Origin of the sequence: Clostridium sp. (assembly GCF_029258205.1) — a bacterium.
Lineage (GTDB): Bacteria > Bacillota > Clostridia > Clostridiales > Clostridiaceae > Sarcina.
Genome location: NZ_JARHZJ010000008.1, coordinates 1 through 15,391 on the forward strand (window position 1 = coordinate 1; position 15,391 = coordinate 15,391).

The 15,391-nt window shown below is 26.7% G+C and carries 19 protein-coding genes; 15 read left to right on the forward strand and 4 right to left on the reverse strand.

Features of this window, described 5'->3' with window-relative positions:
• The 9 genes from Q1J60_RS00940 to Q1J60_RS00980 all read left to right on the forward strand — a co-directional run.
• Positions 1-423 (forward strand): DUF5692 family protein (locus Q1J60_RS00940; protein ID WP_300257265.1); only part of this gene is annotated, 423 nt, incomplete at its 5' end.
• A 297-nt stretch (positions 424-720) separates the two neighbouring features.
• The gene (locus tag Q1J60_RS00945) at positions 721-1,005 is read left to right on the forward strand and encodes an ArsR/SmtB family transcription factor (RefSeq protein WP_300257268.1); all 285 of its coding nucleotides are present in this window, start codon (positions 721-723) and stop codon (positions 1,003-1,005) included.
• Positions 1,006-1,123: 118 nt separating this feature from the next.
• Positions 1,124-1,522 (forward strand): arsenate reductase ArsC, encoded by a 399-nt coding sequence (locus tag Q1J60_RS00950; protein ID WP_300257271.1) that lies wholly within the window; start codon positions 1,124-1,126, stop codon positions 1,520-1,522.
• Between the two features lie 16 nt (positions 1,523-1,538).
• On the forward strand, positions 1,539-2,861 hold the full coding sequence (locus tag Q1J60_RS00955; protein ID WP_300257274.1) for an MATE family efflux transporter: 1,323 nt from the start codon (positions 1,539-1,541) through the stop codon (positions 2,859-2,861).
• Between the two features lie 125 nt (positions 2,862-2,986).
• Positions 2,987-3,655 (forward strand): response regulator transcription factor, encoded by a 669-nt coding sequence (locus Q1J60_RS00960; RefSeq protein ID WP_300257277.1) that lies wholly within the window; start codon positions 2,987-2,989, stop codon positions 3,653-3,655.
• Positions 3,652-4,662 (forward strand): sensor histidine kinase, encoded by a 1,011-nt coding sequence (locus tag Q1J60_RS00965; RefSeq protein WP_300257280.1) that lies wholly within the window; start codon positions 3,652-3,654, stop codon positions 4,660-4,662. Before Q1J60_RS00960 ends, Q1J60_RS00965 begins: the two co-directional genes overlap by 4 nt.
• Positions 4,663-4,813: 151 nt before the next feature.
• Positions 4,814-5,581, forward strand: a complete 768-nt coding sequence (locus Q1J60_RS00970; protein ID WP_300257283.1) for an ABC transporter ATP-binding protein — start codon at positions 4,814-4,816, stop codon at positions 5,579-5,581.
• Positions 5,571-7,619 (forward strand): FtsX-like permease family protein, encoded by a 2,049-nt coding sequence (locus Q1J60_RS00975; protein WP_300257287.1) that lies wholly within the window; start codon positions 5,571-5,573, stop codon positions 7,617-7,619. The genes Q1J60_RS00970 and Q1J60_RS00975 overlap by 11 nt, the downstream gene beginning before the upstream one ends.
• 484 nt (positions 7,620-8,103) lie before the next feature.
• Entirely contained in the window at positions 8,104-8,262 is a 159-nt protein-coding gene (locus Q1J60_RS00980) for a hypothetical protein (protein ID WP_300257290.1), read from the forward strand.
• Between the two features lie 354 nt (positions 8,263-8,616).
• On the opposite strand, the gene Q1J60_RS13015 is transcribed toward Q1J60_RS00980, so the two are convergent.
• From Q1J60_RS13015 to Q1J60_RS00990, 4 genes are all read right to left on the reverse strand, one after another.
• Complete coding sequence (locus Q1J60_RS13015) at positions 8,617-8,715, reverse strand: IS3 family transposase (RefSeq protein WP_423249099.1); 99 nt, start codon at positions 8,713-8,715, stop codon at positions 8,617-8,619.
• Positions 8,716-8,741: 26 nt separating this feature from the next.
• Positions 8,742-9,017: a DDE-type integrase/transposase/recombinase gene (locus Q1J60_RS13020; protein WP_423249098.1), complete on the reverse strand. Its 276-nt coding sequence runs from the start codon at positions 9,015-9,017 to the stop codon at positions 8,742-8,744.
• Positions 8,963-9,211, reverse strand: coding sequence for an IS3 family transposase (locus Q1J60_RS00985; RefSeq protein WP_423249100.1), 249 nt, complete (start codon positions 9,209-9,211; stop codon positions 8,963-8,965). The genes Q1J60_RS13020 and Q1J60_RS00985 overlap by 55 nt, the downstream gene beginning before the upstream one ends.
• Positions 9,212-9,402: 191 nt before the next feature.
• Positions 9,403-9,675, reverse strand: coding sequence for a transposase (locus tag Q1J60_RS00990; RefSeq protein ID WP_300257304.1), 273 nt, complete (start codon positions 9,673-9,675; stop codon positions 9,403-9,405).
• Between the two features lie 703 nt (positions 9,676-10,378).
• Here Q1J60_RS00990 and Q1J60_RS00995 point away from each other — a divergent pair.
• The 6 genes from Q1J60_RS00995 (at position 10,379) to Q1J60_RS01020 (ending at position 15,154) form a co-directional block, all read left to right on the forward strand.
• On the forward strand, positions 10,379-11,053 hold the full coding sequence (locus Q1J60_RS00995) for a response regulator transcription factor (protein WP_003470166.1): 675 nt from the start codon (positions 10,379-10,381) through the stop codon (positions 11,051-11,053).
• A complete protein-coding gene (locus Q1J60_RS01000; RefSeq protein ID WP_300257295.1) occupies positions 11,029-12,360 on the forward strand; it encodes a sensor histidine kinase in 1,332 nt (443 codons plus the stop codon). The genes Q1J60_RS00995 and Q1J60_RS01000 overlap by 25 nt, the downstream gene beginning before the upstream one ends.
• 241 nt (positions 12,361-12,601) lie before the next feature.
• The gene (locus Q1J60_RS01005; protein WP_003470164.1) at positions 12,602-13,303 is read left to right on the forward strand and encodes a lantibiotic protection ABC transporter ATP-binding subunit; all 702 of its coding nucleotides are present in this window, start codon (positions 12,602-12,604) and stop codon (positions 13,301-13,303) included.
• Positions 13,303-14,064, forward strand: coding sequence for a lantibiotic immunity ABC transporter MutE/EpiE family permease subunit (locus Q1J60_RS01010; protein WP_111946319.1), 762 nt, complete (start codon positions 13,303-13,305; stop codon positions 14,062-14,064). The genes Q1J60_RS01005 and Q1J60_RS01010 overlap by 1 nt, the downstream gene beginning before the upstream one ends.
• On the forward strand, positions 14,061-14,792 hold the full coding sequence (locus Q1J60_RS01015) for a lantibiotic immunity ABC transporter MutG family permease subunit (protein ID WP_003470126.1): 732 nt from the start codon (positions 14,061-14,063) through the stop codon (positions 14,790-14,792). Before Q1J60_RS01010 ends, Q1J60_RS01015 begins: the two co-directional genes overlap by 4 nt.
• 161 nt (positions 14,793-14,953) lie before the next feature.
• A complete protein-coding gene (locus Q1J60_RS01020; RefSeq protein ID WP_300257298.1) occupies positions 14,954-15,154 on the forward strand; it encodes a hypothetical protein in 201 nt (66 codons plus the stop codon).
• The last annotated feature ends 237 nt before the right edge of the window (positions 15,155-15,391 follow it).

Sequence of the window (15,391 nt, forward strand, 5' to 3'; positions counted from 1 at the left end):
GATATGATATGGCCAGATATGATATGGGCATGGGTTATAGCTTATGATTTATGGAACTTTGCTTATACTTATAACTGTATATCAGATCACTCAATTTACTGTGGAGTTGCATTATTACTTTCATGTACTATACCAACTTTCTTTATAAAAAAAGGAGCTTGGTTACAACATAGAGCTCAAACATTAGCTCTATGGATTATGTTTGTTATGACTATTCCACAATTTGCTGATAGAATAGCACCAGTTCATACAACACATAATAAAACTGCTTTCTTTGTAGTTAGCTTAATATCTTTAGTTGTAAATGCTTCTTTAGCAATTTATCAATTTAATAGAATAAGAAAGAATAAACTTAATCCATTAAAGGATGAAATTTACAAAGATACTACTGCATATAAAAAGTTAATTTTAGAAAATAAGTAGTAGTTAATAACTAACAATAGTTAAATCGGTGGAAAAGAGTTTGTAATTAAGGAAATAGTAGCGTATTAAAAGAGTGTAGTTGTTAAAATTAAAATAATAAGGTTGTATAAGTTAATTTAACTTTGCAACCTTTTTTTAGTTGTTTTTGAATTGGAGGTATAAAAATATAATAAAGATTAAAAATATATTTTAAGAATTATAATTTATGTTTTGATATATATAACATTGACAATTATCGATATATAATTATAATTGAAATATAGTTATAAAAACTTTAAGATTAGGAAGTGAAAAAATATGGAGGATAATTTTGAATTGAATTCAAGAGTGTTTAAAGCTTTGGGAGATTCGAATAGATTAAAAATAATAGAGTTATTATCAAGTGGAGAAAAATGTGCTTGTGAAATATTGAAGTTTTTCGATATATCTCAATCTACATTATCACATCATATGAAGATTTTAAGTGAATGTGGCCTTGTTAAATATAGAAAGGAAGGGACTTGGAATCATTATAGTTTAAATTTAAATAATGCAAATAAATCTATATTATTTCTTATGGAAATAATAACATGTTTAGATTAGTATGAATTATTTAAAGAATATGACAAAGGGTGAAAATTAGTCTAATCTAAGCAGAATTAAAATGTTTAAGAAGCTGTTAAGTTATTATGAAAAATAGTTTAGTAAAAGGGGAATCATTATGAAGAAAGTAGCCTTTATATGTGTACACAATTCTTGTAGATCTCAAATGGCAGAAGCCTTTGGAAAGATACTGGGATTAAATGTTTTTGAAAGTTATTCGGCAGGTACTGAGGAAAGAGATAAAATAAATGAAGATGCTGTTAGATTAATGAAAGAAATTGGGGTGGATATGGAATTAAATCAAAGACCAAAATTATTAAGAGAAATTCCTAAGGTAGATATAGTTATAACTATGGGATGTAATGTTCAATGTCCAACATTACCTTGTAAGCATAGAGAAGATTGGGGCTTAGATGATCCAAGTGGAAAGAGTGATGAAGAGTTTATATACATAAGAGATAAAATAAAAGAAAAGGTAGAAGATTTAGTAAGCCGTATAAAAAATGGGCAAATTTAAATAGGAGAAATGGTAAATGAAGAAAATAGATTTAACCAAGGGTAAGGTACTAAGTGTGCTTACCACCTTAGCACTTCCTATTATGGGAAGTTCATTCCTTCAGTTTGCTTATGGGCTTATAGATATGTTTTGGGTTGGAGGGCTTGGAAGTAATGCAGTAGCTAGTATTGGTTCTTCAAGCTTCTTTTTAGGATTGGGATATTCTATAAATGCTTTAGTGGTAACAGGGACTGGAATTAAGGTTTCTCATGAAGTAGGTAGAAAGAATGAAATAGAGACAGAGGATTATATAAGAAATGGTATTATAATGAATTTTGTTATAGGACTAATATATGCATTAATATTAGTTGTTTTTGGAAAAGGATTCATAGGATTTTTAAATTTAAATGATCCCTTAGTTGAAAGAGATTCTTATATATATTTAGCTGTAAGTGCACCAGTATTATTCTTTAGCTTTTTTAATTATCTTTTTACTAGAATATTAGCTAGTTTTGGTAATAATAAAGTAGCCTTAAAAATAAGTGCTACAGGTATAATTTTAAATATGATATTAGATCCAATATTAATATATACTTTTAAACTAGGTGTTTTTGGAGCAGCAGTAGCAACATTATTAGCTAGTATACTTATGTTTTTTATGTATATATATTATGGAAGAGGAATATTTAAAATTGATTTTAAAAAGAAAGTAAACTATGAAAAAGTAAGAGAAATAGCCAGATTGGGGTTTCCTATGGCATCTCAAAGGGTACTTTTTACCTTAGTAAATATCATATTAGCTAGAATTATAGCTAGTTTTGGGGCAGATGCTATAGCAGCTCAGAAAATAGGACTTCAAATAGAATCTGTAAGCTTTATGGTAGTTGGAGGATTAAACGGAGCTATAGCAGGATTTACAGGTCAAAATTATGGAGCAAGGAAATTAAATAGAGTAAATGAAGGGTATAAGAAAGCTTTATTTTTAGGAGCTATCTACTCAATACTTGTCTCAGCCTTATTTATTTGTATTCCAGGATTATTAGTAGGACTATTTGTTAAGGATGAGGCTACAATAATAATTGGAAGTAGTTATTTAAGAGTACTTGGAATAGTTCAGATATTTAGTAGTTTTGAAATGATATCAAATGGAGTATTCTCAGGGTTAGGACTTCCTAAAATACCATCAGCTATAAGTATAATATTTACTATGTTAAGAATTCCTATGGCATTGGTATTGGTCAAGTTTTTTGGGATAAATGGAGTTTGGTGGAGCATAGCAATATCAAATATATTAAAAGGAAGTGCATCTTGTATAATTTATAGATTAAAAGTTTATAGAAAATATATATTATGTAATTAATAATATTTTTTTATATTATGACTGTATTATGGGGCTTAAATTAAAAAGTGTTTTAATACAGTTTTTTTATATAATAAATGTAAATAGAATTTATATTCACTATGTAAATTGAAGGGATGGTTATTATGAAGAGAATTCTTATAATTGAAGATACAGATACTATAAGAGAAGAGCTTACAAAACTTCTTACTAGATATGGTTATGAAGTTTTAGCTCCAACTGATTTTGAAAATATATTGGAGTATGTTGAAGAAAATAATTCAGATTTAATATTATTAGATATAAATTTACCATATTTTGATGGATATCATATTTGTAGAGAAATAAGAAAATATTCTAATTTACCTATAATAATAGTTACAAGTAGAGACAGTGATATGGATGAGATTATGAGTATGAATTTAGGAGCTGATGATTTTATAACAAAGCCTTATAATACTCAAGTTTTATTAGCTAGAGTAGCTTCATTGCTTAGAAGAACATATTCTTTAGCAGAACAAGAAATTTTAACATATGGTGATTTAAAGTTAAATTTATCTAATGGAACAATTTCTTGTAGTGGAAAAGATGAAGAATTAACCAAAAATGAACTTAAGATATTATCCTATCTTTTAAAAAATAAAGGAAATGTTGTTTTAAGAGAAGATCTTATGGATTATATGTGGAACTCAGATATTTTTGTGGATGATAACACTCTTTCAGTAAATGTAACTAGACTTAGAAAAAAATTAGAAGAGGTTGGAGTAAAAGGTGCTATAGAAACTAGAAGAGGATTAGGGTATATTATGCCATGAAACTAAGGGATTATTTTGAGGATAAAATCTTCTTTCTAATTGTAAACTTTATAATTTTTGCTACTATAGCAGTTTTATTGTTCATAGGTAATATTGGTTCTGGAATAATATTTTTAATAGGATGCTTTTGGTTTATTCCTCTTTTTACATATATAATTTTAGACTTTTATAAGAGTAAAAAGTTTTATGATAACTTAAGCATTGCTTTAGATAAATTAGACAGAAAGTATTTATTACCTGAAGTAATAGAAGAGCCAAGTTTTTATCATGGTAAATTTTTATATGAAGTTTTAAAAGAAACTGATAAAGATATGCATGAGCATGTTAAAAAATATAGATTTGAGCAAAAAGAATATAGAGAATATATAGAAACATGGGTTCATGAGATAAAAACTCCAATAGCTTCTACTAGGCTTATTTTAGAAAATAATGAGAGTAAGTCTAGTGAAAGTATTAAAAAGGAAATAAAGAAAATTGAAGAATACATAGATCAAGCTTTATATTATGCTAGAAGTACAGATGTTAGCAAAGACTATATTGTAAAAGAATTTTACTTAGGGAAAAGTGTAAGAAATGTAATTAAGAAAAATTCTAGAGATTTCATAAACAAAAGAATAGCTATAGAGTTGGAAGATTTAGATTACAAGGTTTATAGTGATGAAAAATGGGTTGAATTTATAATAAATCAAGTTATAAACAATTCAATAAAATATAGTTCTAAAAATAGTAGAGTTAAGATATTTGCCAATAAATCTAAAAATAGCATAATTATTAAAATAAAAGATAGTGGTGTTGGAATACCTAATAAAGATTTAGGTAGAGTTTTTGAAAAAGGCTTTACTGGAGAAAATGGAAGAAGATTTACTAAATCTACAGGTATGGGGTTATATCTATGCAAAAATCTTTGTGATAAGCTAGGATTAGGTCTAAAAATAACCTCAGAAGAAAATGAAGGAACAGAAGTTAGCATAATTTTCCCAATAGGAGATACTATAATAATAAATTAGATAATTTATACCGCATTATTCATAAATGAGTATGCGGTATTTTTTATAGAAGTCTTACAACATTGTAAGGTTTATGAAAGACAAATAAATATGTAATTTCTTTTAAAGAGCATAAAATAACATTGTAGGATAAAATGAGGAGGAATAAAATATGAAAAATATTTTAAGTGTGGAAAATATAGAAAAATATTATGGAAACAAAGATAACATAACAAAAGCAATAGACAATATTCACTTTAAAGTTAATAAGGGTGAGTTTGTTGGAATAATGGGACCATCAGGAAGTGGTAAAACAACATTGCTTAATTGTATATCAACTATAGATAATGTTACTACAGGAAGTATAGTTATTAATGGAAAAGATATTACAAAATTAAAATCAAAGCAATTAGAGAAGTTTAGAAGAGATGAATTAGGATTTATATTCCAAGATTTTAATTTATTAGACACATTAACAGCTTATGAAAATATAGCTTTAGCCTTAACAATACAAGGTAAGAAGCCTAAGGAGATAGATGCTCTTATTAAAAAAATTTCAAAGAGTTTAGGTATAGATGAAATATTAAATAAGTTCCCATATCAAATATCAGGTGGACAAAAACAAAGGGTTGCTTCTGCTAGAGCGATTGTTACTAATCCATCATTAATCTTAGCAGATGAGCCAACAGGAGCTTTAGATTCAAAGTCAGCTAGAATGCTTTTAGATTCTTTTGAAAGTTTAAATAAGGATTTAGAAGCTACAATACTTATGGTAACTCATGATGCTTTCACAGCAAGCTATGCTCATAGGATTTTATTTATAAAAGACGGAAAAATATTTAATGAATTAGTAAGAGGAACAGATTCAAGAAAAGAATTTTTTGATAGAATTATTGAGGTTATAACACTTCTTGGAGGAGATGATAGGGATGTATTTTAAGATTGCTTTAAACAATGTTAGAAAGAGCTTTAAAGATTATTCAATATACTTTCTAACATTAACTTTAGGTGTATGTCTATTCTATGCATTTAACTCAATAGGAGATCAAAAAGCCTTTTTAGAACTTGGAAAAAGACAGTCTGAGTATATAAAATCATTACAATATTTAATATCTGGAATATCTGTATTTATATCTTGTGTTTTAGGTGGATTAATTCTTTATGCGAATAATTTTTTAGTTAAAAAACGTAAAAAAGAATTAGGTATATATATGACCCTTGGTATGGGAAAAAACAAAATTTCAAAAATACTTACATATGAGACAGCTCTAGTAGGAATTATATCATTAGTTGTAGGATTAGGAATAGGTATAATAGTTTCTCAAGGGATATCTGCTTTTGCAGCTAAATTATTTGAAGTATCTCTAAGTAATTATAAATTCTTATTATCAACTGACGCTATTTTAAAAACTATTTTATACTTTGGTATAATTTTTATCTTAGTTATGCTTTTTAATACTTTTGTAATTTCAAAATATAAACTTATAGATATGTTAACAGCTGCTAAGAAGAATGAGGATATAAAAATAAAAAATCCTATATTAACAGCAATAATATTCTTTATATCTTTAGGAGTATTAGGAGTTGCATATAAATTAGTAATTAAAGTTGGATTAAATCCTATGAATAATATGTTTTGCATATCAATATTATTAGGTGTTTTAGGAACATTACTTTTATTCTTTAGTTTAGCAGGATTTGTTTTACATGTTTTACAAAAGAATAAGAATGTTTACTTAAAGGGATTAAATATTTTTGTATTAAGACAAATGAATAGTAAAATAAATACTAACTTTTTATCAATGACAGTAATATGTCTTATGCTATTTTTGACAATAAGTACATTAGCAACTGGCTTAAGTTTTAAAAATGCTTTAGAAAAAGGTTTAGAAAATACAACTCCATTTGATGCATCTGCTACTTATTATATTAATGAGGATAGTAAAATAAAAACTGCTGAAGAATTAATAAAAGAGTTAGGATTCAAGTTTAATCCGGAGGATAAAATTGTCTCATATAATGAATATAAATTAGAAAAAACTAATTTAGAAAACTTATTAAATAAAAATGCAGAAGATAAAAATATAAAAGATATAGTGAAAGTAATAACTTATAAAGGAATAAATGCAATAAGTATAAGTTCATATAATAATATAAGAACTTTAAGCGGTGAAAAATCAGTGTATTTAAGTAATAATGAGGTGTTAATTTCATCTAACTTAGGTGAAGTAGAGAATACTTTAAAAAATATTCTTAAAAATAATGATAAAATAGAAATTAATAGTAAAGGGTATGAGATTGCTAATAATACCTTAATTGGAGAGGAAAAAGTTATAAAAGAGGCATTTCAAAGTACTGGAATGACAGATAACTTGCTTACTTTAATAGTGCCAGATAATGTTGTTTCTAATTTAGAGCCTATTTCAAACAAAATTAATATAAACTTCCCTAAAAATTCAAAGGAAGAAGAACAAAGAGTACAAAAGTTATTCGATGAATATAGAGATGGCTTGGTTGATTCAAGTAAATATGGCTTTGTAATAGGTAATACAAGAGCACGTATTTATGAAGATAATAATGGAATGACAAATATAGTAGTATTCATAGGCATATATTTAGGAGTTATATTCTTGATATCAAGTACTGCTGTGCTTGCCCTTCAACAATTGTCAGAAGCTAGCGATAGTATTGATAGATATAAATCTTTAAGAAGAATTGGTGTATCTCAAAAGATGATAAATAAATCAATATTTACACAAGTAAGTATTTATTTTGGATTACCATTAGTTGTAGCTTCAGTACATTCAGTAATTGCAATAAAGGTTGTAAATGCATTCTTAAATAGGATTAATAAACCAGATATAGGAGCTTCATCCTTAGTAACAGGATTAATAATGTTAATTGTTTATGGTGGATATTTCTATGCAACATATACTGGATATAAATCAACAGTAAAAAATGCTTTAAAGGTAAAGTAATATTAATTAAATACTATTTAAAAATATATTAATTTGATTTTATAGTAATAGATAACTTGCTTTGAGAAAACATGCATATTTAGTTATTATATATAATAACTAAATATGCAGTTAAATATAAAGAAGTAAAATTTTTAAAAATTATGATTAAAAATTTTTTTATATTATTTGGATTTTGTTATGGAATATTAGGTTCTGTTGCAAATATTAAAAATAAAAAATTAAATGCTATACTAAAAGTATAACTTAGATAAATCGGTATTAATTATAATCTAAAATGCATTAGAAGAATAATGAAAAAATATGATATTATTTGTCCACATAGATCTGCGAATCCATATATCAAAGATTTATTATAACTATATTCCCAGGAATAAATAAATATAAAAGAGTTACGCTTCAAATTCCAGCATTTGAAACAGCTATTAAAAGCAATGTTATTTTTAAAGATTATAAAAAAGAAAATATTTTTGCTACAGTAGTTTTGGTTGGAGTAGTTGGATGGCTGACATATGGAGTTGGAATGGTTTTACTTCCTTTTATTTCTATTGTAGGGAATACTATTGAAAGTGAAATATCTAAAGTTATAGAAGGATTAAAATTTATTATTCATAAATTTTCAGATGTTATTTTAAAAATATAAATAAAACATATAAAAAATTAATTTGGAGCAAAGCTATTATGATATTATTAAAAGGGTTATGTTTATTATTGAATATAATAAGTTTAGTTTTTGGTATAAAACTAAAACGATTAGTTGAAAAAGCAGAATATATTAGAGAAAATTATGAAATTAGAAAATCAATAATAAGTTCAGTAGTAACATTAATTCTTTTAATTGTGTACATTTTATCTAATAATACAATGTTGGATTTGTATCAATATCTTGGACACAAAAATTCGAACTTATTTAGGCTACATTCAAAGCTTTAAATTCTATCTCATTAGGAGTATTATAAGCAAGAGATGAATGCAGTCTTTTACTATTATAGAAACTTTATATATATTCAAAGATTGCTTTTTTAGCATCTTCATATTTTTCATAAGTATTTCTATAAATTTCTTCTTTTTTTAAAACAGTATGAAATGATTCTATACAAGCATTGTCATAGGGACAAGCTTTTAACTAAATGATTGTATTATATTAAATTCATTACATAGATTTTTCATATCATTACTCGTATATTGTGAACCTAAATCACTATAAAATATTATTTTAATATCTTTGCCTATACCTTGAAGATAACAAGCATTTTTTAGTAACTCCATAACAAGATTATTTGTCATATTTTTACCGAAATAGTATCTCACTATTTTCTTAGAGTGCAAATCAAGTACAGAAGCTAAATAACACCACCATCTTTTTGAGTTTTTATATAAGTTATATCTCCTGACCATTTCTCATTTATGCTAGTTGTTGTAAAATCACGTTTCAAAACGTTTTCTAAGCCTTCTTTTGGCTTTTTCTTAGAAGTTGGTCTGTATTTTTTCACTATTATAGATTTTATTCCTAATTCTCTCATCAATCTTTGAGTTCTTTTTATAGATATATTAAATCCATTTTTAGAAAGCATTATCTTTATCTTTGGAATGACCTACCTACACTTACTTTCCTTATAATACTTTAATATAGCTATTTTAAGCTTTTCATTCTCAATTTCTCTTTCTGATTTTTTAGGATTTACCTTACTATAATAGGTGCTACGTGGAATGCCTAAAATAGAGCACATCTTTTTAATACCATAAGTTTCTCTATTATCTTCTATAACTTGTATAATTTTATTCAGTTCTCTTTCGCAAATATGGCCATAGCTTTTTTTAATATTTCATTTTCCTCTTTAATTCTAGCCATTTCTTTCTTTAATTTGGCTACTTCCTTCAATTTTATGACATCATCTTCAGATATTTTTATTTCTTTGTTAGCTTTTATCCAGCCATTTATAGTTGATTTTGCTATGCCATATTCACTACTTATTTCAGAAATTGTCATTCCAGACTTATATAAATCTGATATCATTTCCTTATGATCTTCTGTGTATTTTTTACCTCTACCAATAGTAGAAACACTTCCTTTCTCTAACTAAATATTATTTTACCTAGTTCGATAAAACGTGTCCACTATTTTATACTAACATCAATTTATATTCAATATAATTATATAAAAAGAAAAAAGGGTTAAATAAATTATTATCTAAACCTCAATATATTTTTTTATATAATTTACACAAAATTATTGATATTCTCTTTTGGAGTAGCACAAATACTAGCTTTGTTTGTTACTTTATATAAAATTAAGAAACATAAATAGTTTTAAAAAAGTTTCTATGTCTGGTTAATATTATAATTTTATTAAATTATATATTAAATAATGAGTTTTAGTAGAATTAGTAATTATGAAAAATATTTTTTAATGAATAACTTTATTATATTGCGAAGTAAATAATTTTTGAAAATTTATAGTAGAATAATTTACAAAATATCCTATAATTAACTTATGATTCTATTATTGTGTGAGTTAGTTTGATTTTTAAGATGTTTTAAATGTAAAAGTTATTATGAGTAGCCGTATGCTGGAAAACAGCATGTACGCATTCCATGATATACTTACATTATGAGATATAAGTCTACTGAACTATCTAGGAGTTATATAAATCAATTAACTCTTATTAAGAATAAAATTTTATAAAATTTTCATTAGTGAAATAAAAATCTTTATATTATAATCAAATTAAAATGTTTTAAACTTAGGAGAATAGTTTATGTCGAAATTATTAGTTATTGATGATGATATTGATATGTTGGATTTAGTGCGTGCTACATTAGAAAAAGATGGTCATCAAGTAGATACTGAAGTAGATGCTACTACAATACAGCCTAGTAAATGTCAACAATATGATCTTCTTTTACTTGATGTAATGATGCCGAGTGAAAACGGCTTTTCTCTTTGTAGTCGTATACGCTCTGAAGTAGATTGCCCAATTCTTTTCTTAACTGCAAAAGCTGAAGATACAGCTCTTGTACAAGGGTTTGGATTAGGAGCTGATGACTATATTAAGAAGCCTTTCAGTATTGCAGAATTACGAGCACGAGTAAATGCTCACCTACGTCGAGAAGTTCGTCAGCCAACACACACACTTAGTAGAAGTGGTGTGCGTTTTAACATGCAAGAAAAAATGGCTATTGTAGGTGAGGATACCATTTTCTTTACTAAAGGTGAATATGCTATAAGTGAACACTTGGCTTTACATATAGGACAAGTATTTACTAAAGAACAATTATATGAAGCTGTTTTTGGTTTTGATGCTGACGGTGATTCATCAGCTATTGTAGAGCATATAAAAAATATTCGTGCTAAACTAAAAGCTTATAACCTTAATCCTATTGAAACTGTTTGGGGGGTAGGTTATAAATGGCGAAAAGACAAAATTCTATAAGTCTTTCTTTTGTACTTTTACGTTTTACTATCATCATGCTAGGATGTATGTTGTCTTGTTTCATAATATGGTTAACCACATTACAATTACTAGAAAAAAAAGATTTTATTTATCATGGATCAGTATCTAACCAACAAGTGGAGAAAATGTTAGCTGGAAAACCATTAAATTTCATTTCACCTAATAATAATTTTCTAGCAAAGTATGCTTTATTTAACAAAAGTGGTGAGATATTAGAAAGTAATGTAGAAGGAAAAGAACTAGAAATATTAACTATGTATTTAAAAGAGAATATAAATGATATACATAGTTTACGATATACCTACCAAGATGAAAGTACTATAGTAATTCGTTGGAATTACAGGAGAGAGTTTATAAATCCTACTTTACGAAATATACTTCCTCCTTTTGAATATCTATGGTGGGGTACACTAGGTATTGCATGGATTCTTTGCTTAATCTTTAATACTTTATGGCTTAGATATAATCTTGCTACAAAATTGAAACTATTTAGTCAAGTAAGTGAAAAAGTAGCTTCACAAGAGTTGGAATTTGAAATTCCTCATGCAGGCATAAGGGAGTATGATCAGGCACTTGACGCTATGGAACATATGAGAAAAGCATTGTATACTTCTTTATCTTTACAGTGGGCAGCGAAGCAAGAACGGGAGTCAGAAATAGAAGCTCTTGCACATGACTTAAAAACTCCACTTACCCTAATAGGTGGGAATGCTGAACTTCTGTTATATGAAGACTTACCTGATAATACTCTAAAAATGGTGAAAACAATCATATCAAGCAATGATAGAGCAAAAAACTATGTAGTAAGTCTACTAGAAGCTTCAATAGGGATAGATGAAGAGTTTGAAAAAATAAGATTATACGATTTACTTGATAAGTTATATCAAAATACTATGCCTATTGCAGAAAATAAGAAAATTTATTTGCAAAAAAAAAATAAATTAGATGGTATTGCAAATATACAGGAAGAACGCTTGCTTCGAGCTTTAGGAAATATAGTACAAAATGCTATTGAACATACAAATGCAGGTAGAAATGTCTATTTAGAAGGTAAAATGGTAAATGGCGGATGGCAAATTATTGTGCGTGATGAAGGTCCTGGTTTCAGTAAGGCAGCACTACAACACGCAACTAAACGCCTTTGGCGTGATGATACAGCTCGTGCCAAGAGTAATCATAATGGAATTGGACTATGGTTTGCTTTACAAGTAGTAAAAATGCATTCAGGTCAGATTAAACTACAAAACTATGATTGTGGTGGATTGGTAACAATCGAATTTAAATAAACATTAGCTTATCACAAAAAACTGAGTAAGTACCGATTAACTATTTAGTAATGCATTAATCGAAAGATTTAAGTCACTGGAAGATATTCTAGTGACTTACTTTTTTATTCAAATGGAATATTTTTATTTCCTTATAAAATCCTTATAATTGGTTGTTATTATAATTATTGTTAAATATAGGAATTATAAATATTCTACGAAATGTTCTTTATTAAATAAAAAAAGAAAGAAGGTAATAATAATGCATGAATATATTCTAAAAACAAATAGTGTTTCTAAAAAATTTAAAAAGACATATGCAGTAAAAAATTTATCAATCTCTGTAAGAAGAAATTCTGTCTATGGTCTATTAGGACCTAATGGTGCAGGTAAATCTACCTTATTAAAGATGATTGCAGGAATTGTTAGACCCACATCAGGTGAAATATTATTCAATAATCATGATTGGACACGAAAAGATTTGTTAGATATTGGTTCATTGATTGAATCACCACCACTATATGAGAACTTAACTGCATTTGAAAATTTAAAGGTTCGTGCAATACTTTTAGGTATTCCACTAAAAAAATGTAATGAAGTTTTAGAAAAAATGGACTTAATGGATACAAAAAATAAAAAAACATCAGATTTTTCATTAGGAATGAAGCAAAGGTTGGGAATTGCATTAGCATTATTAAATAATCCTAAACTACTTATTTTAGATGAGCCTACAAATGGACTAGATCCTTTTGGAATTGAAGAATTAAGAAAAATGATTCGAAGATTAGTAGACTCAGGAATTTCTATTATTATATCTAGCCATATTTTAAGCGAAATACAACAAGTTGCTGATGATATTGGAATTATATATAATGGAACACTCCTATATGAAGATTCAGTTAATGCAAGTGAAGATTTAGAGCAATTGTTTATGGATATTATAAGAAAGGAGCGTCAATCCTAATGTTACAATCATATTTAAAAGCAGAAAATTTAAAATTTAAGCACTCACTATTCAGAAAACTCACCATCTTAATACCATTAGCTTTAATTTTGATAGCTATGATTTTCATGTTTGTTGGTATTGGTTTAGGAGGCTTTTCAAGTTCTATAGTTTGTAATTGGAGTATGCCAATTGCATCATTATCAATTATGTTTTTATGTCATCAAGTGAATAAAAAAGAAAAAAAGCATAAATATAGAACGCTTTATAGTTTGCCTATTGATCTAAAGAAAATATTTATTTCAAAGACAATTTTGATAGCACTTAACCTTTTAGTAATATCATTGCTATTGTCATTTATATCTATTATCTCTGAATTAGTATTATCAGGATTTTCAGTAGCAATTGTATATATTGGACATTATATTTTAGGATATATTCTATTATGGTTTTCTTTATTATGGCAAATACCTTTATGCTTATTTTTAGATCAAAAAGTAGGGTTTATTGCTTCTATTATACTAAGTTTATTCTTAAGTGCTTTCGGTGGATTATTCTTTGCATTGACTCCTTTATTTTGGATTTTCCCATATAGCTGGACTGCTAGATTGATGACTACATTATTTGGAGTTTTACCAAACGGATTATTAGTTGAATCAGGTTCAAAATATATTTTAAGTTTAGGTCAAAGTTCATTTTTAATATTAATTTCTATATTTATTGTAGTTGCATTTACCGGCTTGTTTTCAGTTTGGTATGGAAAGCAGGTGTATCGTAAATGATAATTTTGAGAGAGTTCAGTTCTAATTTTATCAAATTAAAACGAACTTCCCTTCTTTTATTACATTTGTTAACACCTATAGTGATTACATTTTTATTTCTTTACTATTACACTATTTCAGGATATCATATCATTACTGACGTAAGAGTATTTTTTATTATACTACAGATGTGTTATCCAATTTTTATAGGTATTTCTGTATCTGCTTTTACTCAATTGGAAAGAAATATAAACGCTATTCAAAATACTCTAGGACTAGTGGAATCACGAATAAGTATTTACCTAGGGAAACTATTATTTATGCTATTTCTATCAGCAATAAATTTAATACTTTATGAATTATGTTTTTATATTGGTACCAATTTATTTTTAGATATGAATATATTTTCATTGAATTTATATGTCGGTATATTTCTAATATTCTTACTTAGTAACTTGTTTATATATTCATTACATTTATCAATTGCTTTTCGATTCGGATCTACTGTCTCTGTTTTACTAGGAATAGCTGGTACAATTCTAGCAGGTTACTTTCAAACTGATATCGGCGATAAAATTTGGCCAATAATTCCTTGGGAATGTGGTATCAGATTTTTAGAAAACTATTTGAATTTTTCAAATTCACCTATTATTTTTGGAATTGCTTCTATGATTATTTTGACTTCTATTATTCTGATTTTATCAATTTTATGGTTCAATAGATGGGAAGGAAAAATCATACAAGAGTAAAATACACGTAAAGATTATGTTAAAATAAAGAAGGAGATATTTGATGTTAGTATAAAATAGTGGACACGTTTTATCGAACTAGGTAAAATAATATTTAGTTAGAGAAAGGAAGTGTTTCTACTATGTGTAGAGGTAAAAAATACACATAAGATTATAAAGAAATGATATCAGATTTATATAAGTCTGGAATGACAATTTCTGAAATAAGTAGTGAATATAGAATAGCAAAATCAACTATTAATGGCTGGATAAAAGCTAACAAAGAAATAAAAATATCTGAAGATGATGTCATAACATTGAAGGAAGTAGCTAAATTAAAGAAAGAAATGGCTAGAATTAAAGAGGAAAATGAAATATTATAGCGAAGCAAGCTTTAGCTAAAAAAGCTATGGCCATATTTGCGAAAGAGAACTGAATAAAATTATACAAGTTATAGAAGATAATAGGAAAAGCTATGGGGTTAAAAAGATGTGCTCTATTTTAGGCATTCCACGTAGCACATATTATAGTAAGGTAAATCCTAAAAAATCAGAAAGAGAAATTGAGAATGAAAAACTTAAAACAGCTATATTAAAGTATTATAAGGAAAGTAAGTGTAG